Source organism: Mycolicibacterium smegmatis (genome assembly GCF_001457595.1).
Taxonomy (GTDB): domain Bacteria; phylum Actinomycetota; class Actinomycetes; order Mycobacteriales; family Mycobacteriaceae; genus Mycobacterium; species Mycobacterium smegmatis.
In genome coordinates, this window is the sequence record NZ_LN831039.1 from 2,524,012 (window position 1) to 2,543,272 (window position 19,261).

The 19,261-nt window shown below is 67.4% G+C and carries 17 protein-coding genes and 2 tRNA genes; 12 read left to right on the forward strand and 7 right to left on the reverse strand.

Annotated elements, in window-relative coordinates; translation table 11 throughout:
• Positions 1-13 precede the first annotated feature (13 nt).
• Both ilvN and ilvC read left to right on the forward strand, forming a co-directional pair.
• Positions 14-526, forward strand: a complete 513-nt coding sequence (gene ilvN, locus AT701_RS11990; protein WP_003893741.1) for an acetolactate synthase small subunit — start codon at positions 14-16, stop codon at positions 524-526.
• 56 nt (positions 527-582) lie between these two features.
• Positions 583-1,596 carry a ketol-acid reductoisomerase gene (ilvC, locus tag AT701_RS11995; protein ID WP_003893742.1) on the forward strand — a complete coding sequence of 338 codons (1,014 nt, stop codon included), beginning with the start codon at positions 583-585 and terminating at the stop codon, positions 1,594-1,596.
• A 71-nt stretch (positions 1,597-1,667) separates the two neighbouring features.
• Here ilvC and wrbA read toward each other — a convergent pair whose 3' ends face one another.
• Genes wrbA through AT701_RS12010 form a run of 3 tightly spaced genes read right to left on the reverse strand, consistent with a single transcriptional unit; the run spans position 1,668 to position 4,225 of the window.
• Positions 1,668-2,279: an NAD(P)H:quinone oxidoreductase gene (gene wrbA / locus AT701_RS12000; RefSeq protein ID WP_011728300.1), complete on the reverse strand. Its 612-nt coding sequence runs from the start codon at positions 2,277-2,279 to the stop codon at positions 1,668-1,670.
• A 27-nt stretch (positions 2,280-2,306) separates the two neighbouring features.
• A complete protein-coding gene (locus tag AT701_RS12005; protein ID WP_223495507.1) occupies positions 2,307-2,750 on the reverse strand; it encodes a hypothetical protein in 444 nt (147 codons plus the stop codon).
• A 50-nt stretch (positions 2,751-2,800) separates the two neighbouring features.
• Complete coding sequence (locus tag AT701_RS12010) at positions 2,801-4,225, reverse strand: phytoene desaturase family protein (protein WP_058125888.1); 1,425 nt, start codon at positions 4,223-4,225, stop codon at positions 2,801-2,803.
• A gap of 77 nt (positions 4,226-4,302) precedes the next feature.
• Here AT701_RS12010 and serA point away from each other — a divergent pair, with 77 nt between their 5' ends.
• Positions 4,303-5,889, forward strand: coding sequence for a phosphoglycerate dehydrogenase (gene serA / locus AT701_RS12015; protein WP_058125889.1), 1,587 nt, complete (start codon positions 4,303-4,305; stop codon positions 5,887-5,889).
• Between the two features lie 8 nt (positions 5,890-5,897).
• Complete coding sequence (locus AT701_RS12020) at positions 5,898-6,908, forward strand: 3-isopropylmalate dehydrogenase (protein WP_058127609.1); 1,011 nt, start codon at positions 5,898-5,900, stop codon at positions 6,906-6,908.
• 105 nt (positions 6,909-7,013) lie between these two features.
• On the opposite strand, the gene AT701_RS12025 is transcribed toward AT701_RS12020, so the two are convergent.
• Positions 7,014-8,201 (reverse strand): MFS transporter, encoded by a 1,188-nt coding sequence (locus AT701_RS12025; RefSeq protein ID WP_003893748.1) that lies wholly within the window; start codon positions 8,199-8,201, stop codon positions 7,014-7,016.
• 98 nt (positions 8,202-8,299) lie between these two features.
• Here AT701_RS12025 and AT701_RS12030 point away from each other — a divergent pair, with 98 nt between their 5' ends.
• The 5 genes from AT701_RS12030 (at position 8,300) to AT701_RS12050 (ending at position 12,100) form a co-directional block, all read left to right on the forward strand.
• Entirely contained in the window at positions 8,300-9,481 is a 1,182-nt protein-coding gene (locus AT701_RS12030) for an alpha/beta hydrolase family protein (RefSeq protein ID WP_081319687.1), read from the forward strand.
• Between the two features lie 50 nt (positions 9,482-9,531).
• Positions 9,532-10,311: a fumarylacetoacetate hydrolase family protein gene (locus tag AT701_RS12035; protein ID WP_011728307.1), complete on the forward strand. Its 780-nt coding sequence runs from the start codon at positions 9,532-9,534 to the stop codon at positions 10,309-10,311.
• On the forward strand, positions 10,308-11,768 hold the full coding sequence (gene gltX / locus AT701_RS12040; protein WP_058125891.1) for a glutamate--tRNA ligase: 1,461 nt from the start codon (positions 10,308-10,310) through the stop codon (positions 11,766-11,768). Before AT701_RS12035 ends, gltX begins: the two co-directional genes overlap by 4 nt.
• 116 nt (positions 11,769-11,884) lie before the next feature.
• Positions 11,885-11,959: transfer RNA gene (locus AT701_RS12045), tRNA-Gln, on the forward strand.
• Positions 11,960-12,027: 68 nt separating this feature from the next.
• Positions 12,028-12,100 (forward strand) — tRNA-Glu (locus AT701_RS12050).
• Positions 12,101-12,281: 181 nt separating this feature from the next.
• Here the strand turns inward: AT701_RS12050 and AT701_RS12055 are convergent.
• A complete protein-coding gene (locus AT701_RS12055) occupies positions 12,282-12,983 on the reverse strand; it encodes an IclR family transcriptional regulator (protein ID WP_011728309.1) in 702 nt (233 codons plus the stop codon).
• A gap of 111 nt (positions 12,984-13,094) precedes the next feature.
• On the opposite strand from AT701_RS12055, the gene leuC reads away from it, so the two are divergent.
• From leuC to AT701_RS12070, 3 genes are all read left to right on the forward strand, one after another.
• Positions 13,095-14,549: a 3-isopropylmalate dehydratase large subunit gene (gene leuC / locus AT701_RS12060; protein ID WP_011728310.1), complete on the forward strand. Its 1,455-nt coding sequence runs from the start codon at positions 13,095-13,097 to the stop codon at positions 14,547-14,549.
• Between the two features lie 23 nt (positions 14,550-14,572).
• Positions 14,573-15,166 carry a 3-isopropylmalate dehydratase small subunit gene (gene leuD, locus AT701_RS12065; protein WP_003893754.1) on the forward strand — a complete coding sequence of 198 codons (594 nt, stop codon included), beginning with the start codon at positions 14,573-14,575 and terminating at the stop codon, positions 15,164-15,166.
• A gap of 203 nt (positions 15,167-15,369) precedes the next feature.
• Positions 15,370-15,996, forward strand: coding sequence for an HU family DNA-binding protein (locus AT701_RS12070; RefSeq protein WP_003893755.1), 627 nt, complete (start codon positions 15,370-15,372; stop codon positions 15,994-15,996).
• Between the two features lie 60 nt (positions 15,997-16,056).
• On the opposite strand, the gene mutT1 is transcribed toward AT701_RS12070, so the two are convergent.
• Together mutT1 and AT701_RS12080 are read right to left on the reverse strand one after the other, a co-directional pair.
• Positions 16,057-16,998 (reverse strand): 8-oxo-(d)GTP phosphatase MutT1, encoded by a 942-nt coding sequence (gene mutT1, locus AT701_RS12075; protein WP_459167172.1) that lies wholly within the window; start codon positions 16,996-16,998, stop codon positions 16,057-16,059.
• Between the two features lie 44 nt (positions 16,999-17,042).
• The gene (locus tag AT701_RS12080; RefSeq protein ID WP_003893757.1) at positions 17,043-19,253 is read right to left on the reverse strand and encodes an RNA degradosome polyphosphate kinase; all 2,211 of its coding nucleotides are present in this window, start codon (positions 19,251-19,253) and stop codon (positions 17,043-17,045) included.
• Positions 19,254-19,261 lie beyond the last annotated feature (8 nt).

Genomic DNA, 19,261 nt, shown 5'->3' on the forward strand with positions numbered 1-19,261 from the left:
AGAGAGAATCCTGATGAGTAACGGAACCCCCACCCACACCCTGTCGGTGCTGGTCGAGGACAAACCCGGTGTTCTCGCGCGAGTCTCCTCACTGTTCTCGCGCCGCGGCTTCAACATCCAGTCGCTCGCGGTCGGCGCGACCGAGCAGAAGGACATGTCGCGCATGACCATCGTGGTGAGTGTCGAGGACTCGCCGCTCGAACAGATCACCAAGCAGCTCAACAAGCTGATCAACGTGATCAAGATCGTCGAGCAGGAAGAGGACAACTCGGTGTCCCGCGAGCTCGCACTCATCAAGGTGCGGGCCGATGCGACCACGCGCGGTCAGATCATCGAAGCGGTGAACCTGTTCCGCGCCAAGGTCGTTGATGTTTCGACCGAATCTCTCACGATCGAGGCGACGGGTACGCCGGAGAAGCTGGAGGCCCTGCTGCGGGTCCTGGAGCCGTATGGCATCCGGGAGATCGCTCAGTCCGGTGTGGTGTCGGTGTCGCGCGGTCCGCGGGGCATCGGCGCAGCGAAGTAATCAGGCTCGAGTAGCGTTTATTGGCTGTATGGCCGGAAAGAGAAGGAAGTTCACGCATGGCAGTTGAGATGTTCTACGACGACGACGCGGACCTGTCGATCATCCAGGGTCGCAAGGTCGCCGTCATCGGCTACGGCAGCCAGGGGCACGCGCATTCGCTTTCGCTGCGCGACTCGGGTGTGCAGGTCAAGGTCGGTCTGAAGGAAGGCTCGAAGTCCCGCGAGAAGGCCGAGGAGCAGGGTCTTGAGGTCGACACCCCGGCCGAGGTGGCCAAGTGGGCCGACGTGATCATGCTGCTGGCGCCCGACACCGCGCAGGCCTCGATCTTCACCAACGACATCGAGCCCAACCTGGAGGACGGCAACGCGCTGTTCTTCGGCCACGGCCTGAACATCCACTTCGGTCTGATCAAGGCTCCGGAGAACGTCACGGTCGGCATGGTCGCCCCCAAGGGCCCGGGCCACCTGGTGCGCCGCCAGTTCGTCGACGGCAAGGGCGTGCCCTGCCTGATCGCCATCGACCAGGATCCCAAGGGCGAGGGTCAGGCCCTGGCGCTTTCGTACGCCGCGGCCATCGGTGGCGCGCGCGCCGGCGTCATCAAGACCACCTTCAAGGAAGAGACCGAGACCGACCTGTTCGGTGAGCAGGCCGTGCTGTGCGGTGGCACCGAGGAGCTCATCAAGACCGGTTTCGAGGTCATGGTCGAGGCCGGCTACGCCCCGGAGATGGCCTACTTCGAGGTGCTGCACGAGCTCAAGCTCATCGTCGACCTGATCTACGAGGGCGGCATCGCGCGCATGAACTACTCGGTGTCCGACACCGCGGAGTTCGGCGGCTACCTGTCGGGCCCGCGCGTCATCGACGCCGACACCAAGAAGCGCATGCAGGACATCCTCAAGGACATCCAGGACGGATCGTTCGTCAAGCGCCTGGTGGCCAACGTCGAGGGCGGCAACAAGGAGCTCGAGGCGCTGCGCAAGGCCAACGCCGAGCACCCGATCGAGGTCACCGGCAAGAAGCTGCGCGACCTGATGAGCTGGGTCGACCGGCCGATCACCGAAACCGCCTGAGTTTCGCCGACATCGACCAAAAGGGCCGCCCTCGCACGCCGGGGGCGGCCCTTTTCGTCGTTCTGCGGTTGCTACCCGGCCAGCCGGCCCGCGACGGTGACCACGCGGCGTGCGAGATGGTCGAGCGCGTTGTTGGTGATCTCGTCGATCTCGGTGATGTTGGTGCGGTTGGCGATCAGCCCCACGCCGTAAGGGTTCCCGTCGGCGAACTTCACCTCGTCGGTGTAACCGGGCGGGACGATGATCCCGCCGAAGTGCATCAGCGTCACATAGAGATTGAGCAGGGTCGACTCCTGGCCGCCGTGCGCGGTCTGGCTCGAGGTGAACGCGGCGTACACCTTGTCGGCCAGCCTGCCCTGCGCCCACAGGCCGCCGAGGGAATCGATGAACGCCCGGAATTGTGCTGCCGGTGAACCGAATCGGGTGGGGGAGCCGAAAACCACCGCATCGGCCCACACGATGTCCTCACCGGTGGCCGCCGGAAGATCCTTGGTCGCCTCGTAATTGGCCGTCCACGCCGGGTTCTGGGTGAACGTCTGCGGATCCTGTGTCTCGGCGATGTGCCGCAACCGCACCTCTGCTCCCGCTGCCTCCGCGCTGGCGGCCACGCGCTGTGCCATCGTGGTGCCGTGGCCCGTGGCCGAGTAGTAGATGACGGCGACTTTCGTCGCGGAAGAGGTCATCCGTTCACTGTAGAGATCGCGTCCCGGTCACGGGGTCGCTTCGTGACCGGGACGCCCGTGGGTGCGGCGACGCTTTTTCATCTCGGATTCGAACACATGCCGGGCGCCGCCCATGAACTCGTCGCGCAGGCGACGCTCGTGCTCACGGAACAGTGACCAGTACGTGTCGTCGAACTCCTCGACGATCTGGAACGACCACCGGCCGGGCAGGACGTTGTGGCCCACCAGTTCGGTCTGCACGCGCTCGGCGGCGGCGTCGTGACCGGCCTCGCGCAATTTGTCGCACACCTCGTCGAGCAGTGCGTCGGCGTGCCCGATGAGTTGATGGAAGGTGTACAGATGCCCGCGGGCGCGCTCGATGTACTCCAGCGCCTCCGACATCTTCCCGGCGGCTTCGACGGTGTCGTCGCCGACACCGGGTGGCCGTGCATGCCGACTGTCGGTGCTGCCGTTGGCTGTGCGCTCGTTCATGCTGCGCGGGATACCCATTCCGGACGACCGTGACGCACATCCGGCGCGTGTCAGCGCAGAGCAGGCAGGCCCAGGCCGAACTCGCGCCGCAGAACTGTGCGCGCGGCGTAGAACCCGGACATGCCGTGTACGCCGCTGCCGGGCGGGGTGGCCGACGAGCACAGGTACGCCTTGGGGATCGGCGTGGTCCACGGATTGACCCGGGGCGTCGGTCCCGTCAGCGCGCTGATCATGTTGTTGCCACCCACCCCGATGTCGCCGCCGATCAGATTGGCGTTGTGGTGCGACATCTGCGATGCGGGCACACTGCGCACCGCGACGACGAGATCCCGGAACCCGGGCGCGAACCGCTCGAGGATCGACGTCACGGTGTCGGCCATGTCGACCGGCGATCCCGACGGCACGTGCGCATACGTCCACAGTGGCCGCCTGCCTCGGGCGTCGATGCGGCCCGGGTCGGCGATGTGCGGCGACGCCGCGAGCACCATGGGCCACTCGGCGTGACGGCCGCGGGCGACCTCGGATTCGGCCAGTGCCATCTGTTCTCGGCTGCCCCCGAGGTGCAGCGTCGGCGACTGCGCCAAACGTGGATCACTCCAAGGGATCTCGCCCGACAACACGAAATCGACCTTGGCCACGCCTGATCCGTAGGTGTAGTTACGCAGAGCCTTTGCGTAGCGCGGCGGAACGGCGTCGCGGTAGATCGACAACAGCGCGGTCGGCGCGGTGTCGTAAACGACGACGCCCGAGGGTGGTTCGGTGACCTCCTCGCCGAGGACGAGTTCGCCGCCGTGCGCGCGCAGATCGGCGATCAGCGCGTCGGGGATGGCCTGTGACCCACCGATCGGGATCGGCCAGCCCACGGCGTGCGCGAGTGTGGCCAGCATCAGTCCGGCGCCCGCGGACACCAGTGACGGCATCGGCGAGATCGTGTGCGCCGCAACGCCACTGAACAACGCACGGGCGTCGTCGCCGCGCAGCAGCCGCCACAGCGCAGTGCCCTGACCCAGCATCCGCGGCGCCACGCGCAGCGCGGCCGGGATCGACGGCGGCAGTGAACGTTTGTCGCCCAGCATCAGCCCGACCACACCGTCGCAGTCGTCGGCGAGCGGGCCGAGCAGCCGCCGCCAAGAACGGCCGTCGTCCAACTCCGCGCACGTGCGGTCGATGTCGCGGTAACCGATCGCGGCGGGGCGTTCGACGAGCGGGTTGGCGTACGCGATCTCAGGGACCGCGAGCCGTACGCCGTGCGCGGTCAGGTCGTAGCCCGAGAAGAACGGCGACGCGAGCGCGAGAGGATGCACGGCCGAGCAGATGTCGTGGCTCACGCCGCCGAACTCGGGGTCCGGAAGGGTCCTGGCACCACCTCCCGGGGTGGTCTGGGCCTCTATGACCCGTACGGACAATCCGGCCCGAGCGCAGATGACCGCTGCGGTCAGGCCATTGGGTCCACTGCCCACGACTGTGACGTCCACGACTCCAGTAGACCGTACGTACCTGCTACGTGGTAGCGGCCGTTTCGGTGTATAAGCGGACGCACTAGGCTGACCGCGTGAGTCTTCCCGTTGTACTGATAGCCGACAAGCTCGCGGAGTCCACTGTCGCCGCCCTCGGTGACGAGGTGGAGGTCAGGTGGGTCGACGGTCCCGACCGGGCGAAGCTGCTGGCCGCGGTCCCCGAGGCCGACGCCCTGCTGGTGCGCTCCGCCACCACCGTGGACGCCGAGGTCATCGCCGCGGCCCCCAAACTCAAGATCGTCGCGCGCGCGGGTGTCGGTCTGGACAACGTCGACGTCGACGCGGCCACCGCACGTGGCGTGCTCGTGGTCAACGCCCCGACCTCCAACATCCACAGCGCCGCCGAACACGCCATCGCGCTGCTGCTCGCAACGGCCCGGCAGATCCCGGCCGCCGACGCGACGCTGCGTGAGCGCTCCTGGAAGCGGTCGTCGTTCTCGGGCACCGAGATCTTCGGCAAGACCGTCGGCGTCGTGGGCCTCGGACGCATCGGCCAGCTGGTCGCGCAGCGGCTGGCGGCGTTCGGCGCGCACATCGTGGCCTACGACCCCTACGTGTCGCAGGCCCGCGCCGCGCAGCTCGGTATCGAACTGCTCCCGCTCGACGACCTCCTCGCGCGCGCCGACTTCATCTCGGTGCACCTGCCCAAGACCAAGGAGACCGCGGGTCTGCTCGGCAAGGAGGCGCTCGCCAAGACCAAGAAGGGCGTGATCATCGTCAACGCCGCGCGCGGCGGCCTGATCGACGAGCAGGCGCTGGCCGACGCGATCACCAGCGGGCATGTCCGCGGTGCGGGTCTCGACGTGTACGCCACCGAACCCTGCACGGACAGCCCGCTGTTCGACCTTCCGCAGGTCGTCGTCACGCCGCACCTCGGCGCGTCGACCGCCGAGGCGCAGGACCGCGCGGGCACCGACGTGGCGGCCAGCGTGAAGCTCGCCCTGGCCGGCGAGTTCGTGCCCGACGCGGTCAACGTCGGCGGCGGCGTGGTCGGTGAAGAGGTCGCGCCGTGGCTCGAGCTCGTGCGCAAGCTCGGTCTGCTGGTCGGGGCACTCTCGGATGCGCCGCCGGTGTCGCTGCAGGTTCAGGTGCGCGGTGAACTGGCGTCCGAGGACGTCGAGATCCTCAAGCTCTCGGCGCTGCGCGGACTGTTCTCGGCTGTGGTCGACGAGCAGGTCACATTCGTCAACGCCCCGGCGCTGGCCGCCGATCGCGGTGTGACGGCGGAGATCTCCACCGCGACCGAGAGCCCCAACCACCGCAGCGTCGTCGATGTGCGCGCGGTGCACGCCGACGGGTCGTCGATCAACGTCGCCGGCACGCTGTCCGGGCCACAGCTGGTCGAGAAGATCGTCCAGATCAACGGGCGCAACTTCGATCTGCGGGCCGAGGGCCACAACCTGATCGTGAACTACTCCGACAAGCCGGGTGCGCTCGGCAAGATCGGCACACTGCTCGGCGGCGCGAACGTCAACATCCTTGCGGCCCAGCTGAGCCAGGACGCCAGCGGCGACCATGCCACGGTCATGCTGCGCGTCGACACCGATGTCCCCGACGATGTGCGTGCCGCGATCGCCGATGCGGTCGGCGCCAGCACGCTGGAAGTGGTTGATCTGTCATGAGTTCCAACTTGAAGCTGGCCGTCATCGCCGGTGACGGCATCGGGCCCGAGGTGATCGCCGAGGCGGTCACGGTGCTCGACGCGGTGCTGCCCGGTGTCGAGAAGACCGAATACGACCTCGGCGCCCGGCGCTACCACGCCACCGGAGAACTACTGTCCGACGAGACGATCGAGGAACTGCGGGGCTACGACGCGATCCTGCTCGGCGCGATCGGTGACCCGTCGGTGCCCAGCGGTGTGCTGGAGCGCGGCATGCTGCTCAAACTGCGGTTCGCGCTCGACCATCACGTGAATCTGCGCCCTGGCAGGCTGTATCCGGGTGTGACGGGCCCGCTCGTCGGCAATCCGCCCATCGACTTCGTCGTGGTGCGTGAAGGCACCGAGGGCCCGTACACCGGCAACGGCGGTGCGCTGCGCGTCGGCACGCCGCACGAGGTGGCGACCGAGGTCAGCGTCAACACGGCATTCGGCGTCGAGCGCGTGGTGCGCGATGCGTTCGCGCGCGCGCAGGACCGTCGCAAGCACCTGACCTTGGTGCACAAGACCAACGTGCTGGCCTTCGCGGGCAGCCTGTGGTCGCGCACCGTGGATCGGATTGCGCAGGAGTATCCCGACGTCGAGGTCGCCTATCAGCACATCGATGCCGCGACCATCCACATGGTCACCGATCCGGGCCGCTTCGACGTGATCGTCACCGACAACCTGTTCGGCGACATCATCACCGACCTCGCGGCCGCGGTGTGCGGCGGTATCGGCCTGGCCGCGAGCGGCAACATCGATGCCACGCGCACGAATCCGTCGATGTTCGAACCCGTGCACGGCAGTGCGCCCGACATCGCGGGGCAGGGGATCGCCGATCCCACGGCCGCGGTGATGAGCGTGGGTCTGCTGCTGTCGCACGTCGGTCAGACCGAGGCGGCCGCGCGGGTCGACAAGGCGGTCTCCGAGCATCTGGCCACCCGCGGCGACGAGAAGCTGTCCACCAGCGCGGTGGGCGAGCGGATCCGTTCTCTGCTCTAGGAGTTTTCGCGTCGAGGGCGCACAGGCTTTTCCGGCCTGTGCGCCCTCAGTGCTGTCTCGGCCGCTGTCTCGGCCGCTGTCTCGGCCGTTGTCTCGGTGTGAATCTCAGCTCTCGCGCGCCGGTTCGACCGGGACGAGCGGGATCGCAAGCGCGGGCAGCAGTGCGCACACCGCGAACGCGACGGGATATCCGGCCACCCCGATCAACCCGCCGAACACCGGCGAGGACACCGCGGTCGCGAGGTGCTGGCTGGTGTTCTGTGTGCCCAGTGCGCGTCCGCTCCAGAACGGCCCGGCGATCTCGGCGATCCCGGTGAACGCCAAACCGTTGTCGGACACGGTGATCACCGAGGCCGCCACCATCAGCGCGATGCTGACCGGTGACGACAACCAGTCGGTGAGCGCGAGCGCGGCCATGGTCACCGCGGCGGCCAGCGCGATGGTCCGGATCGGCCGCAGCCGGTAACCGATGACGTCCGACCACTTTCCGGCGGCGATCCGCCCGCCTGCGCCGAGCAACTGCGTGACGGTGACCAGGATGCCCGCGGACGCGGCCGACCAGCCGCGGTCGGTGATGAGCCACACCAGGGCGAACGTCCACAGCACACCCTGGGGCACCACCAGCAGCACCGAGACCGCGTGGATGCGCCACAACACCGACGAACCCCGGTAGGGGTTGGCGAGGTGTTCGGCCGGCGCCTCGGCGCGCGGCGGCCGCGGTGGGTCGAGTACGAACACCGCACTGACCACCGCGGCGATCCCGCACACGACCGCGGGGAACAGCAACGCCGCCGAGACCCCGTGACTCTCGGCCAAGCGAGGAATCACCAACGCACCCAACCCGACTCCCAGCGGGGTTGCCGTCTGCCGGATGCCCATGACCAGTCCACGCTGTTCGGGTGGAAACCAACCGACCACGAGCCGGCCGCTCGCGGAGTTGCTGCTGGCCGCGGCCATTCCGCCGAGCAGCAGGAAAAGGCCGACGGCGAACAGTGATTGGACCGATGCGGCGGCCAGCGCCGCGGCCGCGGTGAGCGCCGACCCAAGGCCGAGCACGAGGCGTTCCCCGAAGCGGTCGACGACGTAGCCCCACGCGATCAGTGTCGTGACCATGCCGAAGCTGGGCATCGACGACAGCAGCCCGGACCGTGCCAGGTCAAGGCCGCGTTCGGCGTGCAACGTCGGGATGAGAAACGCCGCGCCGTTGATGAACACGTTGGCGCACATGGTCGACGTCAGCGCGATCACGAGCATCGACCATCGCCGTAGGGTGCCGATCACCGGAGCAGCCATGCGTTCCATGCTGTCACGGCTTCTCAAAATGTCGAATCGCAATTCCACGATGTGGACATCGGTCCGCGGCCTTCTAGCCTTAGACGGTGAAAAAGTGGTTGCTGACAGGTGTTTCCCTCATATGTGCCCCGGTGTGCGCACTGGTCCTCGCGCCGACGGCGGCCTGGGCTGCCGAGCCCGAGTGGTCGAACCTCGATGCGCGCCGGTACGACGCGCCCATACCGCGGGCAGGCACGCTGATCGCGGCGGTGCCGCTCGACCCCGCGTTGTCGGTGGCAGGTGCCGAACGCGCCTACCGGATCCTGTACTCGACTGTCGACCAGCACGATTCACCCGCGGTGAGCACGGCGGCCGTGTTCGTCCCGCGCGGACAGGCCCCCGAGGGCGGATGGCCCGTGATCGCGTGGGCGCATGGCACCGTCGGACTCGGCGATGACTGTGCACCCTCGGCGCAGCCGCGCAGCGCACGCGACAACGAATACCTCACACACTGGCTCGACCAGGGCTACGCCGTCGTGGGCTCGGACTACGCGGGTCTGGGCACCCCGGGCCTGATGAGCTACCTGAACAGCGTGGCCACCGCGCACAGCGTGGTCGACTCGGTCATCGCGATGCACGAGATGGATCTGCCGCTTTCCCCCGAGTGGGCCATCGTCGGCCAGTCGCAGGGCGGCGGGGCGGCGGTCAACAGCGCCCGCTGGGCCACCGAGTTCAGTCGCGGCACCGGGCTCGACTACCGCGGTGTGGTGGCGACCGGAACGCCGTTCAACGTCGAGAGCATCGTCAAACAGGCCGGGCCGGACATGGCGCTGCCGCCCAACCTCGGACCGGCCGCCAACAGCTACACGGGATACATCCTGGCCGGGTTCCGCGAGGCCCGGCCCGACATCGACGTCGACAGCGTGCTCACACCCGCGGGCCTCGATGCGGTCGCCAAGGCCGAGACCCTGTGCAAGCCCCAGCTCGATGCCGCGCTCGCCGGCATGACGCCGACCGACTTCTTCCGCGCGCCGCTGGCGACGCTGCCCGGTGTGGACGCCGCACTCGACGCGTACATGGGCACGCCCACCAGCGGCTACGACCGTCCGATCTTCCTCGGGGTGGGCATGCAGGACCGTGACGTTCCTCCCAATCTCACACTGCAGCTCGACGAGGCGCTGCGGGCGAACGGGCAGGACGTCACACTCAAGGTGTATCCGGACGAAGATCACTCGGGCACGGTGCTGGCATCGGTTCCGGACTCCACACCTTTCCTGCGCGCGGCGTTCGACCGCGGCTGAGGACGGGCGTCTGCGCCTGACGCCGCGACGTGCGCACTACGCTGACAAAAATGCGCTTAGGTCGAATTGCCAGTCCTGACGGCGTCGCATTCGTGAGCATCGAAGGCGACGGACCAGATGCCGTCTGCAAAGAGATCGCCGAGCATCCGTTCGGAAACCCGAACTTCACCGGACGCAGCTGGCCGCTGGCCGACGTCCGCCTGCTCGCACCGATTCTCGCCAGCAAGGTGATCGCGGTGGGTAAGAACTACGCCGCGCACGCCGAGGAGATGGGCGGTGTGGCGCCCGAGGATCCGGTGATCTTCCTCAAACCGAACACCGCGATCATCGGTCCCAACGTGCCGATCCAGCTGCCCGCGGACGCCGACCCGGTGCACCACGAGGGCGAGTTGGCGATCGTCATCGGCAGGCCGTGCAAGGACGTGCCTGCCGCGCGTGCGGCCGAATTCATCCTCGGCTACACGATCGGCAACGACGTCTCCGCGCGTGATCAGCAGCGCAAGGACGGGCAGTGGATGCGGGCGAAGGGGCACGACACGTTCTGCCCGCTGGGGCCGTGGATCGTCACCGATCTCGACCCGTCCGATGTGGAGCTGCGCACCGAGGTCAACGGACAGGTGCGCCAACGCAGCCGAACCTCGCTGCTGCTCCACGACATCGGGCGTCTCGTGGAGTGGACCTCGGCGGTGATGACGCTGTTGCCGGGTGACGTCATCCTGACCGGGACCCCGGAGGGCGTCGGCCCCATCGAGGACGGCGACACCGTCAGCATCACCGTCGAGGGCATCGGCACACTCACCAATCCTGTTGTGCGTAAAGGGAAGAAATGACAACGAAGAAGGTCCGGGTTCGGTTCTGCCCGTCGCCAACCGGCACGCCGCATGTCGGCCTGGTGCGCACGGCCCTGTTCAACTGGGCCTACGCGCGCCACACCGGAGGCGATTTCGTCTTCCGCATCGAGGACACCGACGCCGCGCGCGACAGCGACGAGAGTTACGCCGCGATCCTCGACGCCCTGCGCTGGCTCGGCATGGACTGGGACGAGGGACCGGAAGTCGGTGGCCCGTACGAGCCCTACCGGCAGTCGCAGCGGCGCGACATCTACCGGGACGTGGTGGCGCGCCTGCTGGAGGCCGGCGAGGTGTACGAGGCGTACTCGACCCCCGAGGAGGTCGAGGCGCGTCACCTCGCCGCGGGGCGCAACCCGAAGCTGGGTTACGACAACTACGACCGCGACCTGACCGACGCGCAGCGCAAGGCGTTCGCCGACGAGGGCCGCAGGCCCGTGCTGCGCCTTCGGATGCCCGACGAGGACCTGTCGTGGAACGACCTGGTGCGCGGTCCCACGACGTTCGCGGCCGGTTCGGTGCCCGATTTCGCGATCACCCGCAGCAACGGGGATCCGTTGTACACGTTGGTGAACCCCGTCGACGACGCGTTGATGAAGATCACCCACGTGCTGCGCGGCGAGGACATCCTGCCGTCCACACCGCGCCAGATCGCGCTCTACCGGGCGCTGATGCGCATCGGCGTCGCCGAGTTCGTGCCCGAGTTCGCACATCTGCCAAGTGTTCTGGGTGAGGGCAACAAGAAGCTGTCCAAGCGCGACCCGCAGTCCAACCTGTTCCTGCACCGCGACCGCGGGTTCATCCCCGAGGGCCTGTTGAACTACCTGGCACTGCTGGGCTGGGGCATCGCCGACGATCACGACGTGTTCTCGCTCGACGAGATGGTGGCCGCGTTCGATGTGGCCGACGTCAACTCAAACCCGGCGCGGTTCGACCAGAAGAAGGCCGACGCGATCAACGCCGAGCACATCCGCATGCTCGCGCCGGAGGACTTCACCGCGCGGCTGCGTGAGTACTTCGTCACACACGGGTACGACACGACGCTCGACGACGCCGCGTTCGCCGAGGCGGCCGCGCTGGTACAGACGCGTGTGGTGGTGCTGGGCGACGCGTGGGGCCTGCTGAAGTTCTTCAACGACGACGCCTACGAGATCGACGAGAAGTCGGCGGCCAAGGAGCTCAAGCCCGAGTCCGCTGCGGTTCTGGACGCCGCGCTGAGCGCCCTGGAGGCGGTCGGGGACTGGACGACCCCGGCGATCGAGGCCGCGCTCAAGACGGCGCTCCTGGAGGGGCTGGAGCTCAAACCACGCAAGGCGTTCGGCCCGATCCGCGTCGCGGTGACCGGTGCCGCGGTGAGCCCGCCGCTGTTCGAGTCAATGGAACTGCTCGGCCGGGACCGCAGTCTGGCGCGGTTGCGCGCCGCGAGGGACCGGGTGTGAAAACCACCCCGAAATCTTTGGTAGTCTGCTCGTCGGCCCGGTAAGCAACCGCGGGGGAACATCCCGCCGAGCGAACCGGACCAGGAAGCCCGTGACCAGCGGTGATGGGCCTCCAATGGGGTATGGTGTAATTGGCAACACAGCTGATTCTGGTTCAGCCATTCTAGGTTCGAGTCCTGGTACCCCAGCCAAACGGCCGGGTCGGGTCGGATTAGGTCAGAGAGAATCTCTGAGCTATGCTGACCTCCCGAAAGTTCTAGCCCCCGTCGTCTAGCGGCCTAGGACGCCGCCCTCTCACGGCGGTAGCGTGGGTTCGAATCCCATCGGGGGTACAACAGCGAAAGGCGCTCGGTTCCACGAACTGAGCGCCTTTCGCGTTTCCGGCCCGCCCGTGCGAGCCACTCGCTCGCCTGTCTCGCGGTACGCGACGTTCGTCACATCCGCCGGCGCTTCGCTTCGGAGCGGCGTGCTGTGAGAAAGGCGACATCCGGGCCGAGGCTCGAACCGGAGGACTCACAGCCGGCGCGTGAGCGCCTCGGCCGCCGCCAGCAGATCCGCGGCCCACCGTGCCCCCGGGCGCCGCCCCATGCGGTCGATGGGTCCCGACACCGACACCGCGGCGATCACCTGGCCCCGGCTGTCGCGCACGGGCGCGCTCACGCTCGCGACGCCGGGTTCGCGCTCGGCGGCGCTCTGTGCCCAGCCGCGTTTGCGAACCTCCGCCAGGGTGCGTTCGGTGAACTTCGCCGACGGCAGGACGGCCTGCTGCGTCGCGGCATCGGCATATGCCAGCAGAACTTTGGCGCCCGAGCCGGCCGTCATGGGCAGCTGGGTGCCCACGGGCACGGTGTCGCGCAGGCCGGCCGGTGGTTCGAGCGCCACCACGCACACCCTGGACAGCCCTTCCCGGCGGTACAGCTGCACGCTCTCGCCCGTGATCTCGCGCAGGCGGGGAAGTACCGCGGCGCCCGCCGAAAGCAGCGGATCGTTGACGTGAGCGGCCAATTCGGTGAGCGCCGGGCCCAGGCGCCAGCGCCCGTCGGCATCTCTGGCGAGCAGCCGGTGGGTCTCCAGGCCGGCCGCCAGGCGGTGCGCGGTGGCCCGGGGCAGGCCGGTCCGCTCGCACAGTTCGGCCAAACCGCAGGGGGACTCGGCGACGGTGTGCAGTACACCCACCGCTTTGTCGAGCACGCCGATGCCGCTATCATTTCTCACAGAGAGATACTAGCGTCTCGTATTTTGAGATAGCCAGTGAAACTCCCAGCCCCCCAGCGGACTCTTGAAGAACAGCCCCGCTTGTATTTGAGCCGAATGCGAGAACCAGCGATGGATCAACCGACGCAGACATCCGTGAAACCGCGCACCCTGGCCGAAAAGGTCTGGGACGACCACGTCGTGGCGCGTGGCGAGGGAGAGGGCACCGCCAAAGAGCCCGATCTGATCTACATCGACCTCCATCTCGTCCACGAGGTCACCAGCCCGCAGGCCTTCGACGGGCTGCGGCTGGCCGGGCGTCCCGTGCGGCGGCCCGATCTGACGATCGCCACCGAGGACCACAACGTGCCGACCATCGACATCGACAAGCCGATCGCCGACCCGGTTTCGCGCACCCAGGTCGAGACATTGCGGCGCAACTGCGAGGAATTCGGCATCCGCCTGCATCCCATGGGCGACGCCGAACAGGGCATCGTTCACATCATCGGCCCGCAGCTGGGCCTCACCCAGCCCGGGATGACCGTGGTGTGCGGTGACTCGCACACGTCGACCCACGGCGCCTTCGGTGCCATCGCGATGGGCATCGGCACCTCCGAGGTCGAGCACGTGATGGCCACGCAGACGCTGTCGCTCAAGCCCTTCAAGACCATGGCGGTCAACGTCGACGGCGAACTGCCGCCCGGCGTGAGCGCCAAGGACATCATCCTGGCGGTGATCGCCAAGATCGGCACCGGCGGTGGGCAGGGACACGTCATCGAGTACCGCGGCAGCGCCATCCGCTCGCTGTCCATGGAGGGCCGGATGACGATCTGCAACATGAGCATCGAGGCCGGCGCCCGCGCGGGCATGGTCGCGCCCGACGAGACCACGTTCGAGTTCCTCAAGGGTCGTCCGCACGCGCCCAAGGGCGCCGACTGGGACGCCGCCGTCGCCGCGTGGAGCCGGTTGCGCACCGACGAGGGCGCCGAATTCGACACCGAGGTCTACATCGACGCCTCCACGCTGAGCCCGTTCGTGACCTGGGGCACCAACCCCGGCCAGGGCGTTCCGCTGTCGGAGGCCGTGCCCGACCCCGAGCTGATCGTCGACGAGGGCGCCCGTCAGGCCGCGGAAAAGGCTTTGGCCTACATGGACCTTCGCCCGGGTACCCCGATGCGCGACATCGCCGTGGACACGGTGTTCGTGGGCTCGTGCACCAACGGCCGGATCGAGGATCTGCGCGTGGTGGCCGACGTGCTGCGCGGCCGGAAGGTTGCCGACGGCGTGCGGATGCTCATCGTCCCGGGTTCGATGCGGGTGCGCGCACAGGCCGAATCGGAAGGCCTCGACCAGATATTCACCGCAGCCGGGGCCCAATGGCGCCAGGCCGGGTGCTCGATGTGCCTCGGGATGAACCCCGATCAGCTCTCCCCGGGGGAGCGCTGCGCGTCGACGTCCAACCGCAACTTCGAGGGTCGCCAGGGCAAGGGCGGCCGCACCCACCTGGTGTCGCCTGCTGTCGCCGCAGCCACCGCCGTGCGCGGAAAGCTCGCGTCCCCTGCAGATCTACCCGCCGCGGCCCGCTAGAAAACCCACGAAGGAGAAGCGTGATGGAGGCTTTCACCACCCACACCGGCATCGGTGTCCCGCTGCGGCGGTCCAACGTCGACACCGACCAGATCATCCCGGCGGTCTACCTGAAGCGGGTGACCCGAACGGGTTTCGAGGACGGTTTGTTCGCCGCCTGGCGCAACGATCCGTCGTTCATCCTCAATCTGTCGCCCTTCGACAAGGGTTCCGTCCTTGTCGCCGGACCGGATTTCGGCACCGGATCGTCGCGCGAACATGCCGTCTGGGCCCTCATGGACTACGGCTTCCGGGTCGTGATCTCGTCCCGATTCGCCGACATCTTCCGGGGGAACGCGGGTAAAGCGGGGCTTCTGGCGGCCGAAGTGGCCCAAGATGATGTCGAACTTCTTTGGAAGGTGATCGAGCAGAATCCCGGGCTGGAAATCACTGTGAATCTTCAAGATCGAACGGTGACCGCCGGAACGGTCGTGGTGCCGTTCAGGATTGATGACTACACCCGGTGGCGGCTGCTCGAAGGACTGGACGATATAGGCCTTACGCTGCGGAAACTCGATCAGATCGAGGCCTACGAGGCGGCTCGTCCGGCCTGGAAACCGCGCACTCTCCCGGCCTGATCCGGGCCTTCGGCGACCCGAATTCGCCGCCCACCTAGTCGGTTCTGGAGCCCCCTGACAGGAGGTCAAGTGGGGCAACCAGATTGCCGAAAAGTTCGCTAGCTTCGCCTGAAACTGCGCGTGGCTCTTGGAAATCAGTGGTCACAGGGTTTACCGTGTCCACTAGTCGGTCCAAAGAGGACCACTGGTTTCGGAGGTTTTGGATGAACAAAGCGGAGCTCATCGACGTACTCACAACCAAAATGGGCACCGATCGTCGGCAGGCTACCGCCGCGGTGGAGAACGTCGTCGACACCATCGTGCGCGCGGTGCACAAGGGCGATAGCGTGACGATCACCGGGTTCGGTGTCTTCGAGCAGCGCCGCCGCGCCGCTCGCGTGGCCCGTAACCCGCGGACCGGTGAGACCGTGAAGGTCAAGCCGACCTCGGTGCCGGCGTTCCGTCCCGGTGCGCAGTTCAAGGCGGTTATCTCTGGCGCACAGAAGCTCCCGGCCGATGGTCCGGCCGTGAAGCGTGGCGTCACCGCTGGTCCCGCCAAGAAGGCCGCCAAGAAGGCACCGGCCAAGAAGGCCGCCGCCAAGAAGACGGCGACCAAGGCTGCGGCGAAGAAGGCCCCGGCCAAGAAGGCCGCGACCAAGGCTCCGGCGAAGAAGGCCGCGACCAAGGCTCCGGCCAAGAAGGCCGCGACCAAGGCTCCGGCGAAGAAGGCCGCGACCAAGGCTCCGGCCAAGAAGGCCGCCGCCAAGGCTCCGGCCAAGAAGGCCGCGACCAAGGCTCCGGCCAAGAAGGCCGCCGCCAAGAAGGCCCCGGCCAAGAAGGGCCGCAGGTAAATTCCGCAAAAGGCACGCCGCGGGGTGATTCACCCCCGGCGTGCCTTTCGCGTTGGTGCGTTACTTCTCGTCGGGAGGGCTCAGATAGTCGGCACCCACCAGTTCGCCGTCGGACAGCGACAGCACCCAGGTGCTGCCTTTCCGATTGCCGGTGGTCTCCGGACGCACCTTCGCCCGCTCGCACCACCATTCGATGAGACCGGGAATCACCTTGCCCTGCGTGCAAATCACGGGGTTGCCCGGTCTGCCCGCGATCTCCAGCAGCCGCTTGCGGGCGGCCTTGTGGTCGGCGGCATAGGCCTCTTCGGTCAGCAGCGGCTCGTTGTGGATGAGCTGATCGAGTTCCTGCGCCAGCGGTTCGATGGTCTGATGGCAGCGCACCCGGTCGGCCGCGTACAGCGTTGTGGCACCGAATGCCATCAATTGCGCGACGAGTGCCTCGGCCTGTGCGCGGCCACGCTTGTCCAGCGGACGCTTGCGATCGTCACCCTTGTAGCGGGAGCGGCGCCCGGCCGTGCCGTGCCGCACGACGAGTACCGTCTTGGTGTCGACCGGTCGTTTTACGAAGCGCCGCAGTACTTTTCGGTCATCCGGGTACTGCAGCTGATCCATCGCCGCGTCGACGGGAAGCCATACGAGCTTGTCCACCTCGTCGTTGGGGCTGAAATCTCCTCCGGTCGATTTCGCGGCCCAGTACCAAACACGTTTGGTGCCCTGCGGGATCGGGTACGTCACCCGTCCGAGGCGGCGGCCCAGCACCGCGGTGTGCCCGGTCTCCTCGTGGATCTCGCGTGCCGCGGCCACCGGTTCGGTCTCGCCCTGGTCCAATTTGCCCTTGGGAAGTGACCAGTCGTCGTAACGTGGGCGGTGGATGACGGCGACCTCCACCGTCGCGGGATGCCCTGTGGTTCCACCGTGCTCCGACGCATCGCGCCAGAGCACCGCTCCCGCGGCACGGACGGTGTGCTTCGACTTCTCGGTGGTGTCCTTCGACAACGGGATCTCCTGCAGATCGTCCACCGGCATCACAAGCCGGGCCGTTTCACTCATGGCTGGCGGTGGCGTTCCATCAGGGACACCTGATGGTCTCGGACCGTCTGGCCTTCCTGAGGCAGTGCGACCCAGTGGCTGTCGTGCCGCAGTTCCCAGCAACGGGTGGCCGGGTCCATGGCCGACTCGAACACCTCGTTGAGTTGCGCGGTCAGCCGCGGATCCTTGACCTGCGCCATGACCTCCACGCGCCGGTCGAGATTGCGGTGCATCATGTCGGCGCTGCCGATCCAGAATTCGTTGATGCCGCGGAAATGAATGATGCGCGAATGTTCGAGGAACCGGCCGAGGATCGACCGGACCGTGATGTTGTCCGAATACCCGGGGACGCCGGGGCGCAGCGCGCAGATCCCGCGGACCACGATGTCGACGGGGATACCGGCCTGCGACGCCCGGTACAGCGCGTCGATCACCTGCTCGTCGACCAGCGCGTTGGCCTTCAAGCGGATTCCGGTCTGCGCCCCCGCGTGCTGCGCGGCGATCTCCCGGTCGATCCGCTCGATGATGCCCTTGCGCACACCGCGGGGCGCCACCAGCAGGTTGCGATAGGAATCCTTGCGGGAGTAGCCGGTCAGCGAGTTGAACAGGTCCGTGAGGTCGGCCCCGATGTCGGGGTCGGCGGTGAGCAGGCCCACATCCTCGTAGAGGCGTGCGGTTTTCGGGTTGTAGTTGCCGGTCCCGATGTGGCAGTACCGCCGGATCGCCGAACCCTCGCGACGCACGACAAGACAAGTCTTGCAATGTGTCTTCAACCCGATGAGCCCGTAGACCACGTGCACGCCCGCCTGCTCCAGCGTGCGCGCCCACTTGATGTTGGCCTGTTCGTCGAAGCGGGCCTTGATCTCGACGAGGGCGACCACCTGCTTGCCCGCCTCGGCGGCATCGATCAGTGCGTTGACGATGGGGGAGTCGCCCGATGTGCGGTACAGCGTCTGCTTGATGGCCAGCACGTTGGGATCCGCGGCGGCCTGCTCGATGAACCGCTGCACCGTCGTCGAGAACGAGTCATACGGGTGGTGTACCAGCACATCTCCGTCGCGCAGCGTCGAGAAGATACTCTTGGGCGTCTCGCGTTCGCCGAACGCAGGCGGGGTTGCCGGGACGAACGGCCGGTCCTTGAGATCAGGGCGGTCGACGCTGTAGATCTGCCACAGCGCCGACAGATCGAGCAGGCCCGGCACCTCGATGACATCGCCGGGTGCCACGTCGAGTTCGCGCAGCAGCAGTTCCAGCATGCTCTCGGTCATGTCGTCGGAAACTTCCAGCCGGACCGGCGAACCGAATCGCCTGCGCGCGAGTTCCCGTTCCAGCGCCTGCAGCAGATCCTCGTCGCGGTCCTCCTCGACCTCGAAGTCCGCGTTGCGGGTGATGCGGAAAGCGTGGTGCTCCACCACTTCCAGTCCGGGGAACAGCACGGGCAGGAAAGCCGCGATGAGCTCCTCCATGGGCAGGAAGCGCACACCGTCGGAGTCATGCGACGACGATCCGAGTTCGACGAAGCGCCCGACGTTGTCGGGAACCTTGATCCTGGCGAAGTGCTGTCCACCGTCGTCGGGATGCCTGACGGTGATCGCGAGGTTCAGGCTCAGACCGCTCACGAACGGGAACGGGTGCGCCGGGTCGACCGCGAGCGGGGTGAGCACGGGGAAGACCTGCTCGTGGAAATAGGTGGAGAGTTTGGCGCGTTCGTCCTCGTCGAGTTCGGCCCACGTGACGATGTGGATGCCCTGCTGGGCCAGTGCCGGGCGCACCGAGTCGAGGAACACCGCCGCGTGGCGGAAGGAGATCTGCTGTGTGCGTTCGTTGATGCGGCGCAACTGCTCACGCGGGGACAAGCCGTCCGCCGAGCGCACCGACAGGCCCATCTCGTCGCGGCGTTTGAGGCCGGCGACGCGGACCATGTAGAACTCGTCGAGGTTGGAGGCGAAGATCGCAAGGAATTTCGCGCGCTCCAACAACGGCAGCGAGGGGTCGGCCGCGAGCGCGAGCACGCGCGCGTTGAAGTCGAGCCAGCTCAGCTCGCGGTTGAGGTAGCGGTCTTCGGGCAGCGTGTTGTCGACGGTCGGCGAGGTTGCCGCGGGCGGCGCGGCAGGCGTCGCGACCGCCTGTCCCGAGGCGGCCGGGCGTGCGGTTCCGTCCTGCGCGAGGGGCTCATCGGTGCGATTGGCAGGCTCTGCTTCGGTCGCTTCGCTCACGTGTCCGATCATTCCCTAAG

What these genes read in the sequence shown, in the direction of transcription:
- ilvN (WP_003893741.1), top strand. Translation starts at nt 14, where the DNA reads ATGAGTAACGGAACCCCCACCCACACCCTGTCGGTGCTGGTCGAGGAC.
- ilvC (WP_003893742.1), top strand. Translation starts at nt 583, where the DNA reads ATGGCAGTTGAGATGTTCTACGACGACGACGCGGACCTGTCGATCATC.
- wrbA (WP_011728300.1), bottom strand. Translation starts at nt 2,279, where the DNA reads ATGACCTCTTCCGCGACGAAAGTCGCCGTCATCTACTACTCGGCCACG.
- AT701_RS12005 (WP_223495507.1), bottom strand. Translation starts at nt 2,750, where the DNA reads ATGAACGAGCGCACAGCCAACGGCAGCACCGACAGTCGGCATGCACGG.
- AT701_RS12025 (WP_003893748.1), bottom strand. Translation starts at nt 8,201, where the DNA reads ATGGCTGCTCCGGTGATCGGCACCCTACGGCGATGGTCGATGCTCGTG.
- AT701_RS12035 (WP_011728307.1), top strand. Translation starts at nt 9,532, where the DNA reads ATGCGCTTAGGTCGAATTGCCAGTCCTGACGGCGTCGCATTCGTGAGC.
- gltX (WP_058125891.1), top strand. Translation starts at nt 10,308, where the DNA reads ATGACAACGAAGAAGGTCCGGGTTCGGTTCTGCCCGTCGCCAACCGGC.
- leuC (WP_011728310.1), top strand. Translation starts at nt 13,095, where the DNA reads ATGGATCAACCGACGCAGACATCCGTGAAACCGCGCACCCTGGCCGAA.
- leuD (WP_003893754.1), top strand. Translation starts at nt 14,573, where the DNA reads ATGGAGGCTTTCACCACCCACACCGGCATCGGTGTCCCGCTGCGGCGG.
- AT701_RS12070 (WP_003893755.1), top strand. Translation starts at nt 15,370, where the DNA reads ATGAACAAAGCGGAGCTCATCGACGTACTCACAACCAAAATGGGCACC.
- AT701_RS12080 (WP_003893757.1), bottom strand. Translation starts at nt 19,253, where the DNA reads ATGATCGGACACGTGAGCGAAGCGACCGAAGCAGAGCCTGCCAATCGC.